This is a genomic window from uncultured Campylobacter sp., assembly GCF_937921625.1.
Lineage (GTDB): Bacteria > Campylobacterota > Campylobacteria > Campylobacterales > Campylobacteraceae > Campylobacter_B.
Map to the genome: position 1 here is coordinate 68,196 of NZ_CAKZTI010000054.1, position 23,077 is coordinate 91,272.

The following is a 23,077-nucleotide window of genomic DNA, read 5'->3' on the forward strand; positions in this document are numbered from 1 at the left end:
AAAATATGAGTTTATCATTATCAGCAGAGCAAAAAAACTTAAGAAGTATTTTTGACATTCAGCAGCAGTATGTAATACCTTCCTATCAGAGGGGATACTCTTGGGAGTATGACGAATGTTATCAAATGTATAATGATATCATGGATGCCCACCATGAAAATCAAGAGTATTTTATTGGAAATCTAGTTATTGCAAAAAGCGACGAAAATAAGGATAGATTAGAAGTTGTAGATGGGCAACAAAGGCTTACTACATTGCTTCTGTTTTTTAAGGTCTTGTACATATACCAACCAAAGTTACAGAAATTACATGACTGCTATATAAGAAAGGATATATACAGTGATCGTGAAGATATTAGAATAAGATCCGAAGTTTTTGAAGTAAATGATGAAAGAAATCTTGCATTAGTATTGCACTACGATAGAAATGATTTTAATAACAAAATTAAAGAGTTTTTGGATTCAAAAGGGGGATTTTTGGTTCATAAAATCATGAATATATTTGAGAGAAATGCTTTATTTTTTTATCACTGGATTGAATATTATATAAATAACGGAGGGGATTTAGATGCCTTTATTAGATTTCTGTTTGAGAGTGTATATCTGCTTCCTATAGAATTAAATGGAAAAAATTTTGAAGAAGCCAATAACAAAGCGCTAAAGATATTCGAAACTCTTAATAATCGCGGTAAAAGTTTGAATGATGCAGACATATTTAAGGGGAAATTATATGAAAAAGCGAGAAAGATCAATGAAGCAAAAGCCTTCATTGATCAATGGAAAGACCTAAGAAGTCGTTGTGAGATTAGTGGTACAAAAATAGATGACTTGTTTAGATATTATTCTCATATAATAAGAGGCAGGGAAAACAAAACGACTTCCGAAATAAATATTAGGGATTTTTTTATTGAGGAAAAATATTCGCCATTTAAAACGAAGAATTATGATGAAGTTTTACAAGAGCTATTCGATATCATAGAGGTTGTAGAATTTATAAATAAAGAGAAAAACGGAGAAACCGAATTGGCTAAATGGTTACAGCTATTGGAAATTTATACAAATCAGTTTCCTAAAATAGCATTGGTAGTATATTTGTATGTTAAAAATATTAATACACAAAATACTATCGAAACAGTTAAATTTTTAAAAAAACTTATAAGATTGGTATATTTTAATGGCTCTACTAGTGTCATTAAATTTAAAATATTTAACATAATAAGAGATATTAGTATTGATAGAGACATTGATGATTTCATTGAGAAAAATATACCCATTGAGCGTTTTGATTATTTGGGACTTCTTAAAAACGGATATGCGCTTTTGGCGTTTTATTTAATAGAGGATAAGGCTTTGAAGCAAACTAGTTTTGATAAAATTATTAATTATAAGGATAAAAAGTATCTTGTAGATTGGAGTGATGAACAAATATCTGATGTTGTAGATATGCTTGGTAATATAATTGTTTTAGATATAAGCAAGAAAAATATCACTATAGATAAAAAGAAGGATTATTTAAAAAAATCAAATATAGAAGAAGTGAGGTCAATAGCTGATGACATGGATAATATATCGTATGAAAAACTAAAAAAAAGAGACATTGAATTAAAAGAGAGGCTTATTAAATTTTTTAAAGGTGAGATATGATTAAAACAATAAAAATCAATAATTTCTTAGCTCATGAAGATTTAGCGGAAATAAACTTAGAAAATGGAGATAATTTTTTGCTTTATGGAAACAATGGGGCAGGCAAGAGTTCTATATATGAAGCATTAAAATTATGTTTTTTTTGGGAACGGTTAGTGAATGAATTTGTACCGTCTGATATCAAAACCAATGAGGATCGCGAACAGGCAGTAAATGATTTTTATATGAGCTACAACAAAAAAGAGGCTAAAGAGAATTTTGAGATTAAGATAAATAACGTCCCTTTTAAAGATTTTAATAGTAGAAATTGTAGTAGCTATATGGCGGATATAAATTTGATAATGGTTGATAAAAGTTTTAAATTAGAAGATATAATCAAAAAAACTTATCTTTGTGATTGTAAACTTGATAAGGTAATTTTAAAGATTGATGATATTCAAGAAAAATCAAATGATTTTTTGGAGTATTGTAGAGAAGATATAAAATTAGAAATAGATCAAAAGGATGACTATTATATTAAAGTGGCAAATTCAAAACGAGGTATTGAATATACTAAAGAAATAAGGAGATATTTTAACGAAGGAAAGGTTAATCTAATTATATTCTCTATTTTATTTGCAATTATTGAAATTTTTAAATCTAAAGAAAGCAAAAATGTATTAATCTTAGATGATTTTGTGACTAGTCTTGATAATACAAATAGAGCATTTATTATAAAGTATATTTTAGATTATTTTATAGATTTTCAAATAATAATTTTTACGCACAATATATATTTTTATAATCTAATTATAGCTATTATCGATATAAAACGGGAAAGCCATGAATATTCAGTAAAGTGGCAATTTGCAAACCTGTATGAGATTGGAAATAGTGCTAGAATATATAATAACTCACAATATAAATCAGTTGAGAAAATAAGAAAGTATTATTCTGAACAAGCTAAAGGATCAGAACCACAATTTAAGATTATAGGGAATTTGATTAGACAAAAATTTGAAAGAATGGTATATGAATTATCAAAAATTGTGATGATTGGTGGTGTTGAAGATAGTAAAAATATTATTCATTCGATATGTGGTCAGCAATCAATATATATGAAGAAAGTTGATAAAAAGATTAAACTTGCCAATGATTTAATAACCGAGATTGACGAATTAAATTCTATTGAAGAGATAAAGAGTAAAATTAAAGAATATCGTTTGGATATTTCTGATGAAATAAAAAATGTACTGTTAAATTTGGACATATATAAAAAAGTTATCATGAATCCGCTTTCCCATGCGCCCCAGTTGGACGATAGCCATAATTGGTATGAAAAGGAAATAGAAGATGCGCTGGTTTTGCTAGAAAAATTGGAATTAAATATTAATGGTTTAAAGAAAGGTATAGTTAATTAGTATTTGTAACATGAAAATACGAATCTACTACGAGGATACCGACGCAGGCAGCATAGTCATCGCGCAAACCTATATAAAATTTCACAAGCAAACACTTAGATAGATGTTTTTGATTCAAAACCCAAGCTTTTTGTAAAGACGGGCATTTTGTCGCGAGCAAGATTTGGGCTAAATTTAAAAAGCCCAGCCGTCTTGGACGACATACTAATAGCTGAGCTAAAAAAGATGTCTGCAACATTAACTTATCAAATTTACGAATGCTCTCTATTTTCTACCCGCCAGAAGCTTTGAGCTGCCTAGCATCAGCCATTTGGCTTCGCGCGAGCCCATAAAAAGCCCCTGCGTCGTGTCTATTAGCTCGAGCTGCTCATAGCCCTGCTCTTTAAGTCGTGCGATGAAAGCGTCCATGTCGCCGTAGTTTCCGCGCGAAAAAAGATCATGGATTGCGAAGCTGCCGCCCTTTTTAAGCACGCGGAGCGTCTCTAAAAGCAGCTCCTGGCGGTCCTTGCGCATGATGTTGTGATATACGTAGTTGCTTGTAACCGCATCGAAGCTGCCGTCCTCAAAGGGCAGCTGCGTGGCGTCGGCTTGCTCAAAGCTAGTGTTTTGCACCCCTTCGGCGCGCGCGTTGGATTCGCACAGCTGCTTGTTAAAAGACGCGTACTCAAAGCCCCAGCGATCGACGCCTAGCACCGATGCCTGCGGGTTGCGCTTAGCGACGGCGATCGTTAGCGCGCCGCTGCCGCAGCCTACGTCTAGCCCCCGCCCGCCCTCGGGCAGATCCACGTATTTCGCCGTGCCCTCTACGATCGCGCGAGAAAGTTGGCGCTTGCCGCCGTAATCAAACGCGCGGTACCACACGACGCAGTAGATCGTAAAGCCGATCAAAACCAGCGCCGCGGCGCCGAAAAGCCCAGCAAGAAACCACCTCAGCACGCCGCCAACAAAAGCGCCGCAAACGCCGAAAATCAAAAATAAAACTAGCGCTACGCCCGCACCCGCGGCAAAGCCCGCGATCATGCCCTTAGGCACCCAGTTTTTATAGTCCGGTTTCATCTTCGCTCCTTTTATTAAATTTAATCCCGCGGCGGCAAAGCGCGCTGCGGCGAAATTTTAAATTCCGCCCATAAATTTTAAATTTCGCAGCTCAAACCTCGCTTAAATTTAAACGCACGCTAATAGGTGTATTTAAACTCCGCGTAATAGTTGCGCCCTGGAGCGGGAGTATAGATGTCCGAGCGTAAATTTTGGTTGTAATTATACTCCTCGTCAAAGACGTTTTTGACTCCGGCGCTTATCAAAAATCCGCTTGCGAAGCGGTACGCAGCGCCCAGATCTACGATCGTGCGCGAGTCGATTCTATCGTGGTTGCCGTCGTGCGATGATGAGAAATATTTAAAATCGCTCATCAGCGTTAAATTTCTAATCGGCTCGTAATCGAGCCCCAAAACGAACTTCGAGCGCTCCACCAGCGGAACCTGCTTGCCTTTATTCGCGCCGGACTGGATCTTGGCGTCCACGTATGAAAAGGTCTCGCTGAGCTTTAAATTTGAAAGCAGACTTTGCTCCGCATACAGCTCCACGCCCTTGCGGCGCGTCTCGTCGATATTTATAAAATGCCAACCGTCGGTGATTGAGCTGCCCAGAGTTTCGTTTACGATCTCGTTTTTTGTATCGGTCCAAAAGATCGTAGCGCTTACGTATTGCCCGTAGATTAGATCCTTCATGCCGATCTCATAGGTTTTAAAGGTTTCGGATTTGAGGTTATTAAGCACATAAGGGCCGTTACGACCGAGCTTGTCGATAAGCTGATTAGGGGCCGGCGAGATATAGCCGCGCTCAAATTTAAAATATAGATTGCCATCCTTGGAATAATTAAAATTCGGCGTGATCTCAAAAGCGTAGTTGTTTTTATCATCCGTTACGTGTGTGCTTTCTTGTGTGTGAAAGATGCGCCCCATCCTACGCACCGTCGTAGAGACCTCGCGATCTACTTTGTATTCGGCGCGCTCAAACCGACCGCCCGCACTAAGCGAAAACAGATCGGTGAAATTGTGCTTTTCTAAGGCATAAACCGAGTGCGTCTGTTTTTGCATATCAAAGATCGTAAGCTGCGAACGACTAACCATAGGATTTATTACAGTATTAAAATCGATCCTACGAAAGCCCTTGTTTTTGAGATAATCATATCCCGCTATGAACTCGCCGCTGTCGTAGTCGAGCTTGCCTTTTAAATTTGCCCCCTCTTTGCGGTCTTTCATCACAAATCCCTGCTGTATGCTCCTGATATCTTGATAATAAGGATGCAGATTCATCTCTATCCGATCACCGAATTTTACCGCGTAGCTTAGATCAAAATTTGATCGCGTGCTTTTGGTAAAGGTCCTCTCGCCTCCCTGCTGGCGGCGATCCGCTTTAAGCTCGGCAAGACCCAGAGTAGGCACGGAATAGGTTCTAGCTTGATAAAAGCTCGGATCAAAAGAGATGCTTTGATCGTCCGAAATTTTATAATGTATCCCGAGCGAGCCGTAGTAGCCGGTATTTTTCTCGCCCTTGCGGTATCCGCGCTGCTTAAAGCCCTTAACGGCGGTTTTTAGAAACAGATTATCGCTCACGCCTCCGCCAAGCCCTAAATTTAGATCATTGTAATTATACGACGCGATCTTGGTCGAGATATTGGCGTACGGGTATCTGGCGCCCTTTTTCGTAATGATATTTATCACGCCGCCGCTGGTGCCGCTGCCGTAAAGCACGCTACCGCCGCCGGGGATGATCTCCACGCGCTCAATATCTTCGATCGGAACTAAATCGATCGGAATGCTCGTCGGCGTCGTGTCGATCATATTGAGCGCGACTCCGTTAAGAAGGACCTTGACGGAGGTATTTGCCTTCTGTCCCTGCCCGCGCAGATCGACAGTATCGCCGTGAAAGCTAACCCCCGGCGCCTTTTCTAAAATTTCGCGCAGATCGCGGTAACCGCGGTTTTCCATATCCTCCGCGGTGGTGACCGAGACGTTGCGAACCTCGTTTTTAAGCATATCTTCAAAGCCCGTTGCGGTAACTACGATGGTACCCAGCTTCGTGGCGTTCGCGCCGGAAGCGTTTTTAGGAGCTGCGGAATTTACCGCTTGCGCGCTAGGCACGCCGATATTTGCGGACGTAGCGTTGTTTTCGGCTCCGTTTAGTTGTAAGGTGGCGCACAAACTTAGCGCGATCGCGGCATTTGAAAGATAAAATTTCTTAAACATTACTCTCCCCTATTCAAAATTAGGATTTTGCGAATGATTTGCAAATGCTATATTATAATTTCTCTTGATTAAATAATAATAAATTTCAAAGATTAAAGATAGATTTTTAAAAATTTTGGCGGAAATTGGATGAAATTTTGATCTTGAGCATTTTACGTGGCGCGGTAAAATGTCGGTTTTAAATTTAGCTTCTTTAGCGACGTTTGTTTTTAAAACGGTAAATTTGCGAAGCGAATCTAGCCGGAATTTTAAAATTTAGACCTTACACCCGCCTGCTTTACCAAATTTTGCCTCGATCAAAAGCACCAAGATGAAGAAAATTTTTTCGTCGTTAAACTTCGCAAGCTCGCGCAGGCCTTGATCTGCGCTTACAAGCTTGATGCCGTTTGATTTCAAAATCTCAGCGAGCTCGTCCGGCTCAAAGCCCATTTTATTAGCGATTTCTCTGATATTATAGCGCTCGATCGCGCCGATTATGCGATCCATATTACAAAAGCCGGGATTTTTGCGGCTCAAAACCACGTCCAAAAACTCGCTCCAGAGCTTTACGAGCTTCTTTCGCCTTGTGATTATATGCAAGATCGCGACGCAAAGCAGGCCAAATCCCGCGATCTTATGCAGGCTCATCCATGCTTCGTCGTATTCGCCGCGCGCAAAGTAGGCGCCCGAAAAGCCTAAAATGCAAAGCGCGCAGCCTAGCAACACGATGAGCGCAAATTTATAAACAATCCCCGCTTTAAGCATAAAATCTCCTTGCTTCGTTTTAAAATTTGGCGGCTTAGGCGTAGCGCCCGCGAACGCTACGGCGGCGCTACGTCTCGTCGGTCGCCGCTATCGTATTGCCTCGGCGTTATTGCGCCGCCCACACTGCTGCTTCACTTATACGCTCCGTCGCCATCATCGTATCGCGCGTTTGCGCTACTTGCACTGCGCTTTCCCTACATACGCATCCTGTCAATCGCGGTTGCCATATTGCGGCATTTTATGCTGTCGCCGCCGCAATCGCGCCGCGCCCTTGTGCTGCCGATCCGCCGTCACGGCCGCGCTGCTCGCTTCGATCGTAGCACCGTTACGATGATGATTTGCCCGAGCGAAGGTTATGTCATACGGCGCCGAGTAGGTACGTATTGCCGCTCCGCTTCTCGACTACGGCGTGCCGTCTGCGCCGCCGATGTGTTACGCGCCATCCGACGCGCTACCGATTTATCGCTACGCCCGCGCATCGCGCCGCTGCCGTAGCCCGTTCATTTAGCACGCCGTTACGCTACCGATCGAGGCTCGGTCTAAAATTTTATTTAGGCGCCGTCTTCTTGGCGGATCATTTCGCGTTTAAATTTTACTGACTTAAATTTTCGCACAGAACGTGATCGCACGCCAGCTATCGATTTCCAAGCCACTTGTCACGCCGTAGTGCTTGCCTGCTGCCGACTGCGTGCGAGCGCCTAGCCGTACGGGTGCCGATGCCCATGTATGCGAGAACTTAGCGTCTAGGCTAAATTTTATCGCCGCTTAATATAAATGAGTAATTTTAATAAATCTGGATTTAAAAAGATATGAATTTAAAGGCGAAATCCATGCCGCGTGAAATTTAAACGGCCGAATTTAAAGCTCTATAGTCCGCTCAAATATGTCCTCAAGCCCCGTTTGATGCACGATCGCTAGCATGCCGAGGCTCGGCAGATCCGTACGCAGACCCAGTAGCAGCTCGCGCGCCGAGGCGAGATCGAGCGCGGACGTGATCTCGTCTGCGAAAACAAAGCTCGGCTTGTGGTAATGAATACGTGCGAAACTAAGCCGCTGCGCCTCCCCGCCGCTTAAAATTTTAACGTAATTGGCGCGCGAGTTTAGCATGCAGGCAAATTTTTTAAGCCCTACGCGGCGTAAAATTTCTAAAAATTCCGCGTCGTCTGCGCGCGGCGGCTGCGGATAAGCGATAAGCTCTTTTAGGCTAAGCGGCGCTAGATAGGGCTTTTGCGGGATAAACATCACGCCCGTATGCGGCAGGCTGATCTCACCGCGGCCGTATCTCCAAAGACCCGCCGCGTAGCGCAGAGCCGTGCTTTTGCCCGCGCCGCTCTTGCCTCGTAGCATTATAAACTGCGCGGGCGCAAGCTCGAAGCGTAGATCCTCGATCAGCGGCTCGCCCGCAGGCGTGAAGACCGACAAGCCCTCGCAACGAGCGGAATTTTCGTCGCTTTGTTTGACGCAAGTACGCAGATTTGCGCTCTCGCCGTCCATGCGCGAAATGAACTCATAGATCCTCTGCACGCTCGCCGCCCACTCCATGATCTGCTTATAGTAGTCCATAAACCACGCAAATCCGTCCTGCACGCTGTAAAACGCCGAGCGCGCCTGCATCATGTCGCCAAAGCTCATCGCGCGCGACAAATACAGCGGCAAGCAGGCAAAGATCGGGATTAAATTCGTGATTTTTAGGTAGCTTGCTGAAAAGCATTCGAGGCGAAATTCCGTATTCATGATACTGCGCCAGTTTCTCATGATCTCGCCGAAGCTCGCGCGAAAGCGGCCGCGCTCGGCATCCTCTCCGCGCATAAAGGCTACTGCTTCTGCGTTTTCGCGCACGAGCAGCAGATCCGAGCGGTAGTCGGCTTCGGCGCGCTGCTTGGCAAAATTTAGCCCCCTAAGCCTGCGCCCGATGAGATGCGTAATCAGCGAGCAAATTAGCGTATAAAGGAGCGCTACGTAGAGCAAAAAGCCTTCGATCTCAAAGCGCATGCCGAAAATTTCAAATTTCAATACCTTCGAGACCTGCCACAAGATCGCAACGAAGGCGATGAGCTTGGCGAGATTATAGACGAGCGATTTTACGAGATCGACGCTTTTTTGCACGAGCAGCAGGCTGTCCTCGGCGATACGCTGATCGGGGTTGTCTAGCTTTGCGATCGTTTTTGAAATTTCACAATCTGCGCGAGTTTTGGATGAAATTTTATTCTCGCTTGCGCCGCTTTGCCCTGCTGCATTTTGCTCCGCCGTGCTCGGTAAAATTTTCAAGCCCCTTTACGTCTCCATGCAAAGCCGCGCTATCCGCTTCGGCTGCGGAATACTCTGCGCGCTCGTTTAAATTTTCATCTAAATTTGCGTCGCCAGGTTTTTCTAAATTTGATCCGCCCCTGGCGCTAAAATTCCTCCCAAGGCTCGTGCGGTAGAAGTTGGCGTTATGTAGCCATTTGCGCTCCATCATCGCGCTTAGCCGCTCGCGCCAGACGATTACAAGCAGTTTACGAAGCCAGTTGCCGCAGACGATGAAAAGCACGATGAGCGCCGTGTAGAGCAAAAACTCGCCCACGAGCGCGGGGATCAGCTCGCCTTTAAGCTCGCTTAGCGCGTCGTAAAAGCGCTTATCCCACGCGTTCATCAGCACGCTGATTTTGATGATAGCGAGACTAAAACCAAGCGCGAGCAGCAGCAGCGCCCACAGCTTCGCCGCCCCCTCGCCGAACCAGTGCGGACGTAGAATTTCAAAAAATTGCTTTAGCGTTTTCAAATTTTCTCTTTAAATTTTAAAATTTAGCGCCGGTTACAGCGAGATCGCGGGATTAAATTTGATCCCGCAGACTCGCGAGCGAATTTTATGCTCGCAAGTCTGTGCGTTTAATTCGCTTGGAATTTCGCGAAATTAAATTTATCGCCCCTGCCCGCGATCGCCCGCACTAATCAATCGCTAATCAACCAAATCGCGAGCTAAATTTTAATCCCGCGGCTTCGTTTAAATTTTACCCGCCTCGCTATGTGCTACTTGCGACAAAGCTTAGCCTCGCGCCTCTGTGCCCGCTTCATCCGCGCTCTTATAAAGCGCGGAATTTATCCAAGGCCGCGTGCGAGTTCGGTCAGTCCGAGTTCGCATAAGCGCAAAATTCCATCCGCACCTAATACGTATAATTTAACGTCAACATAAAATTCCGCGGCTCGCCGTAGTAATTATTCATCCCCGCGACGCGATTTTGCGTATTTTGAAAATACTTCTTATCCGTGATGTTTTTGACCGCAAAATTTACGCTAAAGTGCTTGTCAAAATGATAGCCGACATTTGCGTCCCACAGCGCGTAAGCCTTCTGCTCGGGAGCTACGTAATTTACGTTTTGATAGAATCCCGACGTGGCGCTTTGGTATCGCATACCGACGCCAAATATCAGCTTGCGCTGAGCGGAAAATGGAATTTCGTAATTCGTATAAATTTTAAAAAGATGCTTCGGAATATATTTTTTCGCATTGGCGCCCTTGCTATAATCGACCGTCGTAGAATTCGCCTTCTCGCTTTTTAGATATTCGCTGCGATTAAACGTATAGCCCGCAAACACTTTCCAACTATCCGTTATCTCTCCTTGCGCCTCTACATCGACGCCTCTGCTTCGCACCTTGCCCTCGGCGATAGAGTAATTCGTATTTAGCGGATCTTGAATAGCTCTATTTTCTTGGATTATCTGAAATAGCGCAATGCTGGTATTTAACGCGCCTTCAAAATACTCGCCCTTTACGCCGGTTTCTACGTTGTATCCAACTACGGGATCTAATATCTCACCGTTTCTGTCGGTAGAACTTTGCGGTTTAAAAATTTCCGCATAGCTTACATACCAGCTGTGATTTTGCGTAAAATCCCACGTTAGCCCCGCATACGGCGCAAAATGTACTTTCGTAGGTCTGTCTCGCTTGCCGGTCTCGTTCGGATAGATATAGTCTTTCAGATAGGCGTTATATTTTACTCTGGAATATCGTCCGCCCAATAATATATGCCAATCCTCGCTGAGATTGTATCTGGTGCCTAGGCTAATAGCAGATTGATAAATTCTATTGTATTGCGTATAATCCTGGGCAAGGCTGCTTCGATTGTTCCAATCAGGCTCTAGGATCAAGTCTTTGTTCCAGTTGTAAATACCCATTCCAAGCGAGTTTAGAGTTAAATTTGTCGGATATTTTCTATTGTTGCTAAATTTTTCTCTCGATGCCGAGCCGTCTATAAAGAATTCGTGTTTGTTGCCGAAAAGCTCATACTTACCTTCGAGCCCGATTTTTGCGGCGACCTCTTTGGAGGTATTTTCATATTTTTGTCTCCTTACATTATGCGACGTAGTGCCGTTATAAGGATTTACTCCGCCTAGGGAGCCAAATTTAAACATACCTTTGCTATCGGTATAATTCACTTTCACGTAGGCTTTCGTATCGTCGCTCAATTCATGGCTTAGCTCGGTAAAGGCGTTGTATTTTCTATACTCGCTTCTATCCCAATTCGAGCCGAAATAGCTTTTGCGGCTTAAATTTAAAAGATTTCCCCGCTCGTCTATAACCGGAACGCCGAAAACATCATAAACGCCTCTTGATTTTTGATAGATCACGCCCGTGCTTAGCAAAGTCTTCTCACCGATGTCAAAGTCAAATAATCCACCCACCGCGCTGCGCCAGCCGTTAGCGTAATGTTTGTAAGCGCCCTCTTTGCCTGCTACGCCGATCAAGCGTCCGCGCACGGTGCCGCTTTGATTTATCGCATCCGTTACGTCGATCATGCTACGGTAATTATCCCGACTTCCGCCGCTTAGGCTTGCGTTAAAACCAAATTCATCGCTAGGGCGCTTACGAACTAAATTTACCGTACCGCCGGGCTCGCCGTTGCTTTGAGTAAGCCCCGCTACACCGCGCAAAACCTCGACGCGGTCGTAAAAAGCAAGATCGGTAAATTCTTTTGAAAAGCCCAAAGGACCTTGCACAGAGGAGGAAACCGAGCTAATCATTCCGTCTTCTTGGATATTATCTATATCAAATCCGCGCGAGTTTATACGCATTCTGCCGCTGTCGTTACGCAGCGTAATCCCCGGAGTATAGCGTAGCGCGCTATCTACGTTGTTTAAATTTAGATCCTTTATCACTTGATTCGATACGACCGATACCGACTGCGGCGTCTCTCTTATGCTTAAATTTAGCCCCGTCGCGGTACTCATATTGCCCGTCGTATAAGAGCCGGTGCCCTCGGTAGTGGACAGATCGGCCTTACCCGTGACGTTTATGGTGCCAAGGTTATCGCCGTCTGAGCTCCGCGGCGTAGAATTTGCTGCGCTATTGCTTTGCGACGTGGAATTTTGTGCAACGCCTTTAGTAGCGGGGCTTACGACGGCGTTGCCCTGCGGCGCGGAATTTACGGTGGTAGGGTTTCGAGGATTTTGCGTAGAGCTTTTCGGCGCCGCATTATTGGCGGCGAAATTTGAAGCAGACGGCGCGGAGCTCCGTGATACGGCGGCTGCATGTGAGCTTTGCGACGACGAAATTTTAGAGGTGGAGCTCGCGACGGACGAGTTTTGAGAAGCGCCGCTATTTTGCGCCACAGTAAGCCAAAACGGCGAGCAAAGTAGCGCCAAAGAGAGTAAAATTTTACCCTTTTTCATAAAAATCCTTTTTAGATTTTATAATCCATATCAATTTACTGGCGGGATTATCTTACAATTCCTCTTAAATAATAATAAAATTTTTAATAAACTAAATCATAAAATTTTATATGCAATTACTAATTTAACGGAATTTAATAAGATCTATTGACGAATTTTTAAGAAAAATTTATATGGATTTTAAAAAGTATATGAATTTGAGAAGCAAAGGATTTAAGAATTTTAAATTCTAAAATTCCGCCGCTTTAAAATAACGTAAGCGACGGAATTTGGCGTTTATCGGTGTTTGGTCTTGCGATTACGATAGCACTAGCACCGGTACAAGTGCATTGTGCAAGATATCCTCGGAGACGCTGCCTAAAAAGAGCTTTTTGAAAAACCCTTTCGTAAAGGCACCGGTAGCGATCAGATCGAGGTTATTGGCGCGGCGATATTTGATGATCTCATCGGCGGGAACTTCGGCTTGGATGCATTTGAAAGTGGCATTTTGAGTGCCTAAAATTTCGCGCGCCAGATCCAGCATCCGCTCGCCCTCTGTGGCACCCGCATTGATGTGCAAGACATGCTTATGTGCGCTCGCAAGAAGCTTTGAGCTCTTTATAAACTCAAGCGTGCGTTTCGCCGCGTCAGTGCCGTCAAACGCGATGAGCACGGAGTTAATCGGCGAAAATTCTTTATTTACGAGCAGCGACGGCACGTGAAGCTCCTTTATCAGCACGCTTGCGTTAAAGCCTACGTCCTCGTTATTTGAGCCCTTGATACCGAGTACAAAAATTTCGGCTTCGTCCTTGTACTCGGCGATAACGTCGATAAAATCGCCATCTTTGATGATCTTACTCGCCTTTACGCCCGCAACAGTCGCAGCGCAGATATATTCATCCAGCATCGCTTCGGCTTCTTCGTGGTCCTTTTCCGCATCCACGCCGCCTAGTGTGGGACTTCCGTAGCTATTTGCAAGGATATCATTCTCTCCTAGGACGATCCCGCCTGCGGCTAGCCCATAAAAATTCTCACCAAGCTCCGGGATTTCAACCACGTGAATAAACACGAGCTCGGCACCCAAGGTTTTAGCGACGTAAATTCCGTAATCTCTAACCGCCGGGGCAAGCGCATTTTGATCGACGCAAGTGATGACCTTTTTCATTTTTCGTCCTTTTTAAAGATAAAATTTTAATCAAAATAAGCTTATCAAATTTTGTATAAAAGTTATTTAAATTCGTCAGATTTGAATGCGGAGCGGGCGATTTTGCAAAATTTCAAAGCCGTGCCGCAATAGGTTTGTAAGGCGTGGGCGCGCTTGTGGTAAGCTAGCTCAGGCTCAGCTGACAGCGATCGAGTAGTTGCAGCGTAGTAGGCGACTAAAAAGCGTTGCGGACGCGGCAGACAAGGTGCGGCGCGGGCGGTTTTAAAATTTATCAAGCCGCTAAAAGCGCGGTTCAAAGCGCCGTTATTGCGATTAGTAGCCCAAAGATGATCCCCGGGAAATTCGCCGCGGCGAGCGGATAGTCCTTTTTGGGCTTTAAAAGACCGTAGCTAAGCTATATCGTGCAGTTTATCGCGGCTGCGAGCGGCTGGAGAAACGGGACTTTGTTGCCGTCTAAATTTGCCATTATGTTCGGCACATAAGATACGTACATGATGACCGACAGGCATGTGCCTCCCAACCTAAAATTTGTAAATTTCTTTCGCTCATCTGCTTTCCTTGTTTTTAAGATACGTTTCAAATTTACGAATGAAACGGAGCGGGATTTTAATACACCAAAGATAAGAAACAAATTAAAAGATAGCAAAGGGCGGGATTTGCCTTTAAAAATTTATCGCGGCAGCTCCTTGCCCGCTCGCGTCTGCGTAAATTTTAAAGAGGCATTTGAGGCGCGCATTTTAAAACGGCGAAATTTAAAATGCCAGGCGGCGCGGCGATAGAATTTAAATTTAAAAGGCGGAATTTCAAGCGGAGTTTGCGGCTAAATTTAAAGTAAAATTTGCCGAGGCAAAAGCCATTAAATACGTTGCCCCAAAGGCTAGCGGTTAAATTTAAAGTAAAATTTTGCAGCATAATCGTAACAAAATTTTGAAAATATGAGGATTAAATTTTAAAAGACTTAATAGCCGGCGTTTGCGATCGCTTCGGCTTGAGAGTGCGCGATGAGCGGATCTATGATCTCGTCGAACAAACCGCCCGCCATGATCGCATCCAGGCGGTAAAGCGTTAAATTTATGCGGTGGTCGCTGATGCGATTTTGCGGATAGTTGTAGGTACGAATTCGCCCCGAGCGGTCGCCGGTGCCTACCTGATCCTTGCGATCTTTGCGCTCTTTCTCTAAGCGCTCCTGCTCCTGCATATCGTAAAGACGCGCCTTTAGCACCTTCATCGCCGCCTCTTTGTTTTTGTGTTGATCTTTGCCGTCTTGGTTGGTGACGACTAAGCCGGTCGGGATGTGAGTGATGCGAACGGCGCTATCGGTGGTATTTACGGACTGCCCACCGTGGCCGGAGCTGCGCATAACGTCGATGCGAAGGTCATTTGGGTTGATCTGTATCTCGCTATCCTCGATCTCAGGCATCACGGCGACGGTGATCGCGGAGGTATGTACCCTGCCCTGGCTCTCCGTTTCGGGGACGCGCTGCACGCGGTGGGTACCGCCTTCAAATTTCAGCCGCGAATACGCTCCCGCGCCCTTTACGAGCAAGATCGCTTCTTTGTAGCCGCCGACGCTGCCTTCGCTAGTGCTTACGATCTCGCATTTATAGCCGCGAAGATCGGCGTAGCGCAGATACGCGCCTAGCAGATCGCCCGCAAACAGCGCCGCTTCGTCGCCGCCTGTACCGGCGCGGATCTCCAAAAAGATATTCTTATCGTCGTTGGGGTCTTTTGGAAGCAGCAAAATTTTGATTTTTTCTTCGAGCTGCGGCTTTTGCGTCTCTAAGCTTTTAAGCTCCTCTTTGGCTAGCTCGCCGAGATCGGCATCGCTTAGCAGGGCTTTGTTTTCTTCGATCTGATCTAAAATTTTAAGATACTCGCTAGCCGCCTCTTTGATCGGCTCGATATTGCGCTGCTCCTTAGATAATGCAGTCATATTGGCGATATCCGCGGTAACAGCGGGATCGCTAAGCATGCGCGAAAGCTCGTCATAGCGATCCAAAAAAGGCTTTAGTTTATCGGCTAGCATTTAAATTTTATGCGTAAGGAGCGCTTACGCGGCGGTTTTTAAAGAATTTACGAGTTTGGCTAGGCGGCTTACTTTTCTGCTCGCGGCCTGTTTTTTCAAAAAGCCCCTGCTTACGAAGCTGTGGAAGCTTTCATTAGCCGTTTTTAGAGCCTGAGTCGCTGCGTCTAGATCCTTGCTCTCGACCGCCTCTCTTACGGCTTTTGTGATATTTTTTACTCTGGTGCGATAAAATCTATTTCGCTCCGTTCTTTTTATGGTTTGTCTCGCGCGTTTTTCGGCGGATTTGTGATTTGCCATAACGTTCCTTTTCGGTTAAATTTGAACCTGCGATTATACGTAAAAAATATTTAATCGACGCTTAATTTAAGCGGTATTTAAAACTTGTTTTGCTCTCAAATTTCTACTAGCCACCAATCGTAATTCGTAGCATGACTAAATATATACGCTATGACGATAAGGATAACTGCAAATATTACTCTATTCGAAACGTATAAACCTAAAGATACACACAATATGACTATCCAAAATATCAGCCTATACAATTTAGCTCTTCTTGTTTTTGCAACAAGTTTACTTTTTAAATAAGCGGCTCTTTTATCAATACAAATAAAATCGTCAATTATACTGCCATTAACGACTCTTTTACCTATATTTACCGCTATTGCTCTACAACTATGTATGGTAAAATAATGTGTTCCTCTTCCGCTGTCGCTCGTTTCTTCCCCCGTGGATCGAAAGTATTCTACTTTTACAAGTGCGTTTGCTCCAATCATTTTAGCTCGATTAATCATATCTTCTTTCGCTTCGTTAGGATTTCTAGAGCTACCCATTACCATCCATTTCGAAAATTCAAGAATTTCAAAATCTCTAAATTTATCCGTTACACTACAGAGAAATTTATCAGGTGATGTATAACCTACAGCTCCTTTACCTACCACCTGTATCTTTGTGGCTACGTATCCTTTTGGCGTTGCTTTTGGATCAAAATCTACCAGAAGTTTTTCACATATTTTACTTTTATCCGTATCATCAAACGACGAATAACGAAAAAAGTAATCCTTGCCGTCATCGCCTTTTATAAAACCGTATTGTTTTTGATCGAGATGCGTTTTGATGATTCCTCTCAAGCACTGGCTCCTTAAAAATTTGTTTGATAAATGATAATTATACAAAATTTTTGCTAGAATAAGAAAAATTTATTTGAATTGAGGATTTGATAATGAAACTTTTCGGAACGGACGGCGTACGCGGTAAAGCGGGAGAATTTCTAACCGCCGAGCTTGCGATGCGCGTAGCGATGGCGGCGGGGATTTATTTTAGGAAAAATTCTGTTACGAATATGATTTTAGTCGGCAAAGATACCCGCAGAAGCGGCTATATGATAGAAACCGCGATCGTAGCGGGCCTTACCTCCGTGGGCTACAACGTCCGCCAGATCGGACCGATGCCTACTCCTGCGATCGCATTTCTCACCGAGGACATGCGCTGCGACGCAGGCATCATGATAAGCGCGAGCCACAATCCATACTACGACAACGGTATTAAATTTTTCAACAGCGAAGGCTTTAAACTCGACGAAAAAGAGGAAGCGCAGATCGAAAAAATTTATTTCAGCGACGAGCTCATCGCCGAAGCGCGCACCAAAATGATGCAGATAGGCGCCGCAAAACGCGTAGACGACGTCATCGGCAGATATATCGTGCATATTAAAAATTCCTTCCCTAAACAAAAGACGCTGCACGGGCTTCGCGTCGTGCTTGATTGCGCAAACGGAGCAAGCTACAAGGTCGCACCTACCGTATTTAACGAGCTAGGGGCCGAAACTATCGTCATCGGCGACGAACCTAATGGCAAAAATATTAATGATGCTTGCGGCGCACTAAGCCCGCAAAATTTAGCCTCGGAGGTCAAAAGATTACGCGCCGATGTCGGCTTTGCCTTCGACGGGGATGCCGATAGGCTCGTAGTCGTGGATGAAAACGGCGAGATCATCCACGGTGACGCGCTACTTGGAATTTTAGCGGTTTATTTGAAAGAGAAAAAACGCCTTGCGGGCGATCAGATGATCGCGACGGTGATGAGCAACTCCGCGCTGGAGGATTTTTTAGCCAAACACGGCATCGCGCTTCATCGCTGCAACGTCGGCGATAAATTCGTACTTGAGATGATGCGCGAGCTGGGCGCAAATTTCGGCGGCGAGCAGAGCGGGCACGTGATTTTCGGTGATTATGCCAAAACGGGCGACGGCATCGCAAGCGCGCTGCAATTCGCCGCCTGCATGCTGGATACGCACAAAAAAGCGAGCGAACTCTCATCAATGCTTAAGCCGTATCCTCAAATTTTACGAAATTTAAAGATCGCGGATAAAAAGCCGCTTGAAAAATTAAAAGGGTTAAAGGAGTTTGAAGCAAGCCTCAAAGCGGACAAAATCCGCTCGCTCTTTCGCTACTCCGGCACCGAAAACGTTATCCGCCTCTTAATCGAGGGCAAAAACGAAAAAATGCTTCAAAAGCGAATGGACGAGGTCGAGAAATTTTTTACTAAAGCCCTAAATGAGTAGCGTTGCGGTGAAATTTTACGGCGCGACAAGCTCATGGCTCGGTACAAAAAGCGCGGACAAAAAATGCAGGCTTTACATATTTAAATTTAGGCTGCGAGATGGCTAAGACCTGTATTAAATTTATCCTGCTTTTTGTGGTGATCTTCGCGATCGATCAAGCGATCAAACTTCTGTTTTTAAACGGCTTTTCGTGGCAGGGCGAGTTTTTTTCGCTAGAGCTTACGCTTAACCGCGGCGTTGCGTTTTCGATGTTTGCGTTTTTGGGCGAAAATTTAAAATTTATCCAGATCGTGCTGATCTTGGCGCTTGCGGCGTATGTATTTTGTCATAAAAAGCTCTTTTGCGAGCACTGGGCGCCGTTTGCGCTGATGCTCGCGGGGGGCTGTTCAAACCTGCTCGATCGCTTCATTCGCGACGGCGTCGTAGATTATGTCGCATGGCATAAGTGGTTTGAGTTTGCGGTGTTTAATTTCGCCGACGTGATGATCGATCTAGCCGTGGTGATTTTTATTTTTCAGGGCTTACGCACCGCAAAAAAGGAGAAAAATGAAGAGAAATAATTATATCGCTTACGCACTTTGGTTTTTAGGTGCGTTTTCGTGGATCGCAGCTATGCCGATCGGCGGCGGACTGCATAGAATTTATTGCGGTAAATTTATCAGCGGATTTGCTCAAATCGCGCTATTTTGGCTAGGGAGCTTTACACTATGGTTTTTAGTGGGCTTTTTGTTTTGGGCGATTTGGGGAATTTGGATTTTGCTAGATATATTTTTCGTAGGAATTTGGGTGGAAGATTTAAATGCTTTTGTAAGTGAGACGGAGGAAGACGACTACGAGGGGCGTCTGAAAAAGGTCGATGCACTTTATGAGCTGTATCAAAAAGGCGCGATTTCTAAAGAGGAATTCGAAGCGCGAAAAGAAATTTTAATGAGAGATTAAGGAGAAAAAATGAGTTACTATTGGTTTAAATTTGTCCATTTTGCGGGTTTTATTTCATGGATGGCGATGCTATTTTATATGCCGCGTCTGTATGTTTATCACGCTGAAAATTTAGACAAGCCGGATTTCGTAAAGGTCGTTAAAAAGATGGAGCGGATGCTGTATCACGCGATCGGCTGGATAGCAATGGCAGTGACGGTTTTTAGCGGCGTGATGCTTATTATTTTAAATCCGGGGCTTATGAAAATGGGATATTTTCATATAAAATTACTAGCCGGAGTTTTGCTAATCTGTTATCATTTGTGGCTGTATTATTATATGTATAAATTTGAAAAAAACGAGTGCCACAGGAGCGGAAAATACTTCCGTGCGATCAACGAAGGCCCTACGATCATAATGTTTATAATACTTTATGCAATGCTAATAATGCCGAATTTACCGAGTAACTAGCCCGTTTTGATAAAAATTTAATTAAAATTTGCATAAAATTAGAGCAAAATTTTAAAGGAAGCATGTGCAACATATCATTAAGAAAATTTTATCAAGTGAAAGTAGCGCCGGCGTTATATTACTTCTATCGGCCGTTTTTGCAATCGTAGCTCAAAATGTGGACTTTTTATCAAAATATTATGAGGCGTTTTTACATCTAAACTTCACCATAGGCGTCGGCCCTGCAAAGCTCGATGAAACGATGCATTTTTTGGTAAACGATGTGCTCATGGCGATATTTTTCTTCGCTATCGGACTTGAGCTAAAGCGCGAAAAGATCGAAGGGCAGCTGCGCCATTTTTCTCAAATTTTACTTCCTAGCTTCGCAGCTTTGGGCGGAGTAATGATGCCCGCGATTATATTTTCGATCATTAACTGGGGCGATGCCGTCGCGATGAAGGGCTGGGCGATCCCGACGGCGACCGACATAGCCTTTGCCGTGGGTGTGATGGCACTTTTGGGCAAAAAAATCCCCGCGAGCCTTAAAATTTTCGTTTTGACGCTTGCGATAATGGACGATCTATGTGCAATTTTAATCATCGCTTTGTTTTATTCCTCTACCATAAACGCAATCTATCTAGGCGGCGCAGCTGCCTGTGTCGCAATAATGCTAGCGATGAGCAGACTTGGCGTCGATAAAAAGCTTCCGTTTATCATCGTAGCCGTCGTGCTGTGGGTGATGGTACTAAACTCCGGTATCCACGCAACCATCGCGGGAGTACTAGCGGGCTTTTGTATTCCGCTTAAGACCCGCTCCGGCTCGATGCTAAAGGATATGGAACATGGCTTAGCCTACCCCGTAAATTTTTTCATCTTGCCGATCTTTGCCTTTACAAACGCAGGCGTCTCGCTAGCGGGCATCAGTCCTAGTTTCCTTTTCGGCCCGGTACCGATGGGTATCATGCTAGGACTATTTTTCGGTAAACAGATTGGAATTTTTGCCTTTAGCTGGATCTTAATCAAAGCCAAAATCGCCTATATGCCCGAAAACGCGGGCTGGCCGCAGCTTTACGCAGTAGCAATCATCTGTGGTATCGGCTTTACGATGGCGCTTTTCGTCGATGGCCTCGCATACGGCGGCAGCGATATGTATCATTACACAGACAAGCTCGCGGTATTTTTAGGCTCGATAATTTCCGGGGTAGTTGGATTTTTCGTCGCAAAAGCAGTCGCGGTAAAACAAAGCTAAATTCCATAAAAAGATTAAAATTTTATGAGCAACACAAAATTTTAAAATTCTACCGCTCAAAAATCTAGAATTTTAAGAACGGCTCTAAAATTTTAAAAATTTATACACTACAAAATTTAGCTTGAAATTCTGTTTAATCTAAGTACAGCTTAAATCACCAAAATTCCCGCATTTTGCATTAAGCTTAGCGCGCATTCGTCGTAGTAGCCGCGCTCATGGTTCGGCGCGTCATAGGTAGCCACCGCATCGCGCGGAACGATTATATCTTTATCAGCGCCCGTTTCGTTGAGATAGGTTCGCAGGCTAAGCGCAAACTGCATCACGCAGATGTCGGTGCAACAGCCCGTAATCACGAAGCGATCGAAGCCACCCAAAATTTTCTTATCCAAATTATGAAAGCCGTTCGTGCTGCGCTTAAAAGTGACGTTTTGCTCGCTTACGTAGGGCGCGAGCTCCTCGATCACCTCCGCTTCGGGCGAGCCAACTAGGCAGTGAACCGGATAGCGCTTCATCTCCAAATCACGCTCGGCGTGAGCGTCGCAGATGAAATGCGCATTTTTCGCCGCCTCAATCTGCCTAATCACCGCAGGAGCGATCTTTGCGATGCTGGGATCGGCCATCGCGCCGAACTTTACGAAGCCGTTTAGCATATCGATCACAAACACCAAAGTTTTCATCAAAACTCCTTATAAATTTCAGGTTTCATATCTTTTAAAAGATCCATTTTAGCACGAAATTTTAAAATTTCATTTAAATCCGCTCGAGCAATCTTCACGGCCTCTTTTTTGTCTAGGCGCGCGACGATCTCACCGCCCGGACCGATCAGCATGGAATTTCCGCCGAAACTCTCGCCCTGCCCCGTATCGCCGCAGCCGTTTACCGCGCAGATAAAAACTTGATTTTCGATCGCACGGGCTCTCGCAAGCGTGATAAAATGCTCTATGCGGCTCTGCGCAAACTGCGCGATCACAAAAACAATCTGTGCACCGCGAAGCGCTAAGGCGCGAAAAATTTCACAAAAGCGCAGATCATAGCAGATCGCGACGCCGATTTTGACCGCGCGATTTTGAAATTTTATCTCGCAAATGCCTAGCTTATCTCCGCCGCTTACGATCTCGTTTTCGTGAGCGAGCGAGAAGGCGTGGATCTTGTCGTAGCGTAAAATTTCGGCTCCGTTTTGATAGATAAAAGCGGAATTATAAATTTTATTTTGCTTGGAATTTATCGCTCCACCAACCAAAACAGCGCCGCTTTTTCGCGAAATTTCGCTTAAAAATTTTTTTGTATGAGTAGCGTTCATATCAGCTAGCTCTTTAAATTTAGCCGTATTGAAGCCCGTATTAAAGGCTTCCGGCAGCGCCGCTACGTCCGCGCCGCGTTTTAACGCGCGATCGATCAGCCCGCGCACGCGGATAAAATTTTGCTCACAATCTGCAAAATTTTGAGCCATTTTCACGTCCATTTGCAAAATAGCGATTTTCATAAAACCTCCTATTTAGGCGCTAAGCGCATAACATTTGCATGAGTAAGCGCGATAGCTATAGCATCCGTAATATCAAGCGGCTTAATCTCCTTATTAATCCCCAAGATCCGCTTCACCATGAACGCAACCTGCTCCTTCGCCGCCTTTGCTTTGCCCGTGACCGATTTTTTTATCTGAAGCGGCGTGTATTCGGCAAAATTTCCAAAAATTTGTAAAATTTTAAGGGCTAGCGCGCCGCGAAACTGAGCGAGCTTTAAAACAGACTGCGGATTATAGGCATAAAACATCGATTCTATCGCGACCTCATCGATCTTATGAGCGCTAAAAATTTGATCGATCGCCTCGCTCATCTGCGTCATTTGAAATTGCACGTTTTCGGCCTTCATTTTCACAAGTCCCGCTTCAATAAGAACAATCTTATTCACGTCTTTTTCCAAAATAGCATAGCCTAAATTTCTAGTTCCAGGATCAATTCCTAAAATTTTCATAGCCACCTTTCACGCTTATTCACGGCTTAATCACAAGTGAATAAACTTAAATTTACCGCAAATTTAGTGAAATTTA

At 44.3% G+C, this 23,077-nt stretch carries 21 protein-coding genes; 7 read left to right on the forward strand and 14 right to left on the reverse strand.

The window, feature by feature from the left end; translation table 11 throughout:
• Nucleotides 1-5: 5 nt before the first annotated feature.
• Both Q0101_RS08765 and Q0101_RS08770 read left to right on the forward strand, forming a co-directional pair.
• Complete coding sequence (locus Q0101_RS08765; RefSeq protein ID WP_297944489.1) at nt 6-1,643, forward strand: DUF262 domain-containing protein; 1,638 nt, start codon at nt 6-8, stop codon at nt 1,641-1,643.
• Complete coding sequence (locus tag Q0101_RS08770; protein ID WP_297944491.1) at nt 1,640-3,043, forward strand: AAA family ATPase; 1,404 nt, start codon at nt 1,640-1,642, stop codon at nt 3,041-3,043. The genes Q0101_RS08765 and Q0101_RS08770 overlap by 4 nt, the downstream gene beginning before the upstream one ends.
• A gap of 264 nt (nt 3,044-3,307) precedes the next feature.
• Here Q0101_RS08770 and Q0101_RS08775 read toward each other — a convergent pair whose 3' ends face one another.
• The 11 genes from Q0101_RS08775 to Q0101_RS08825 form a co-directional block, all read right to left on the reverse strand.
• Nucleotides 3,308-4,099, reverse strand: a complete 792-nt coding sequence (locus tag Q0101_RS08775; RefSeq protein WP_297944494.1) for a class I SAM-dependent methyltransferase — start codon at nt 4,097-4,099, stop codon at nt 3,308-3,310.
• 119 nt (nt 4,100-4,218) lie between these two features.
• Nucleotides 4,219-6,291 (reverse strand): TonB-dependent receptor, encoded by a 2,073-nt coding sequence (locus Q0101_RS08780; RefSeq protein ID WP_297944496.1) that lies wholly within the window; start codon nt 6,289-6,291, stop codon nt 4,219-4,221.
• 255 nt (nt 6,292-6,546) lie between these two features.
• Nucleotides 6,547-7,035 carry a chemotaxis protein gene (locus Q0101_RS08785; RefSeq protein ID WP_297944498.1) on the reverse strand — a complete coding sequence of 163 codons (489 nt, stop codon included), beginning with the start codon at nt 7,033-7,035 and terminating at the stop codon, nt 6,547-6,549.
• Nucleotides 7,036-7,893: 858 nt separating this feature from the next.
• Complete coding sequence (locus Q0101_RS08790) at nt 7,894-9,303, reverse strand: SbmA/BacA-like family transporter (protein ID WP_297944501.1); 1,410 nt, start codon at nt 9,301-9,303, stop codon at nt 7,894-7,896.
• Nucleotides 9,239-9,796, reverse strand: a complete 558-nt coding sequence (locus Q0101_RS08795; protein ID WP_297944503.1) for a hypothetical protein — start codon at nt 9,794-9,796, stop codon at nt 9,239-9,241. The genes Q0101_RS08790 and Q0101_RS08795 overlap by 65 nt, the downstream gene beginning before the upstream one ends.
• 382 nt (nt 9,797-10,178) lie before the next feature.
• The gene (locus Q0101_RS08800; protein WP_297944506.1) at nt 10,179-12,683 is read right to left on the reverse strand and encodes a TonB-dependent siderophore receptor; all 2,505 of its coding nucleotides are present in this window, start codon (nt 12,681-12,683) and stop codon (nt 10,179-10,181) included.
• A 298-nt stretch (nt 12,684-12,981) separates the two neighbouring features.
• The gene (locus Q0101_RS08805; protein WP_297944509.1) at nt 12,982-13,827 is read right to left on the reverse strand and encodes a universal stress protein; all 846 of its coding nucleotides are present in this window, start codon (nt 13,825-13,827) and stop codon (nt 12,982-12,984) included.
• A 394-nt stretch (nt 13,828-14,221) separates the two neighbouring features.
• Entirely contained in the window at nt 14,222-14,473 is a 252-nt protein-coding gene (locus tag Q0101_RS08810) for a hypothetical protein (protein ID WP_297944512.1), read from the reverse strand.
• Nucleotides 14,474-14,785: 312 nt separating this feature from the next.
• A complete protein-coding gene (prfA, locus tag Q0101_RS08815; RefSeq protein WP_297944516.1) occupies nt 14,786-15,853 on the reverse strand; it encodes a peptide chain release factor 1 in 1,068 nt (355 codons plus the stop codon).
• 24 nt (nt 15,854-15,877) lie between these two features.
• The gene (gene rpsT / locus Q0101_RS08820; RefSeq protein ID WP_297944519.1) at nt 15,878-16,150 is read right to left on the reverse strand and encodes a 30S ribosomal protein S20; all 273 of its coding nucleotides are present in this window, start codon (nt 16,148-16,150) and stop codon (nt 15,878-15,880) included.
• 95 nt (nt 16,151-16,245) lie between these two features.
• Nucleotides 16,246-16,980, reverse strand: a complete 735-nt coding sequence (locus Q0101_RS08825) for a cold shock domain-containing protein (protein ID WP_297944520.1) — start codon at nt 16,978-16,980, stop codon at nt 16,246-16,248.
• Nucleotides 16,981-17,072: 92 nt separating this feature from the next.
• Between Q0101_RS08825 and glmM the strand changes: the two genes are divergently transcribed.
• The 5 genes from glmM to nhaA all read left to right on the forward strand — a co-directional run bounded on the left by glmM (nt 17,073) and on the right by nhaA (nt 21,030).
• Nucleotides 17,073-18,413: a phosphoglucosamine mutase gene (glmM, locus tag Q0101_RS08830; RefSeq protein WP_297944523.1), complete on the forward strand. Its 1,341-nt coding sequence runs from the start codon at nt 17,073-17,075 to the stop codon at nt 18,411-18,413.
• Nucleotides 18,414-18,511: 98 nt separating this feature from the next.
• The gene (lspA, locus tag Q0101_RS08835; protein WP_297944526.1) at nt 18,512-18,973 is read left to right on the forward strand and encodes a signal peptidase II; all 462 of its coding nucleotides are present in this window, start codon (nt 18,512-18,514) and stop codon (nt 18,971-18,973) included.
• Entirely contained in the window at nt 18,960-19,352 is a 393-nt protein-coding gene (locus Q0101_RS08840) for an SHOCT domain-containing protein (protein ID WP_297944529.1), read from the forward strand. The genes lspA and Q0101_RS08840 overlap by 14 nt, the downstream gene beginning before the upstream one ends.
• A gap of 9 nt (nt 19,353-19,361) precedes the next feature.
• The gene (locus tag Q0101_RS08845; protein ID WP_177386933.1) at nt 19,362-19,802 is read left to right on the forward strand and encodes a CopD family protein; all 441 of its coding nucleotides are present in this window, start codon (nt 19,362-19,364) and stop codon (nt 19,800-19,802) included.
• A 64-nt stretch (nt 19,803-19,866) separates the two neighbouring features.
• The gene (nhaA, locus tag Q0101_RS08850) at nt 19,867-21,030 is read left to right on the forward strand and encodes a Na+/H+ antiporter NhaA (RefSeq protein WP_297944532.1); all 1,164 of its coding nucleotides are present in this window, start codon (nt 19,867-19,869) and stop codon (nt 21,028-21,030) included.
• 149 nt (nt 21,031-21,179) lie between these two features.
• On the opposite strand, the gene Q0101_RS08855 is transcribed toward nhaA, so the two are convergent.
• The 3 genes from Q0101_RS08855 to ruvC are packed head-to-tail and all read right to left on the reverse strand — an operon-like array spanning nt 21,180 to nt 23,001.
• Nucleotides 21,180-21,707 carry an isochorismatase family cysteine hydrolase gene (locus tag Q0101_RS08855; protein WP_297944535.1) on the reverse strand — a complete coding sequence of 176 codons (528 nt, stop codon included), beginning with the start codon at nt 21,705-21,707 and terminating at the stop codon, nt 21,180-21,182.
• Nucleotides 21,707-22,513 (reverse strand): nitrilase-related carbon-nitrogen hydrolase, encoded by an 807-nt coding sequence (locus tag Q0101_RS08860; RefSeq protein WP_297944537.1) that lies wholly within the window; start codon nt 22,511-22,513, stop codon nt 21,707-21,709. Before Q0101_RS08860 ends, Q0101_RS08855 begins: the two co-directional genes overlap by 1 nt.
• A gap of 8 nt (nt 22,514-22,521) precedes the next feature.
• Nucleotides 22,522-23,001: a crossover junction endodeoxyribonuclease RuvC gene (ruvC, locus tag Q0101_RS08865; RefSeq protein WP_297944540.1), complete on the reverse strand. Its 480-nt coding sequence runs from the start codon at nt 22,999-23,001 to the stop codon at nt 22,522-22,524.
• Nucleotides 23,002-23,077: the final 76 nt, after the last annotated feature.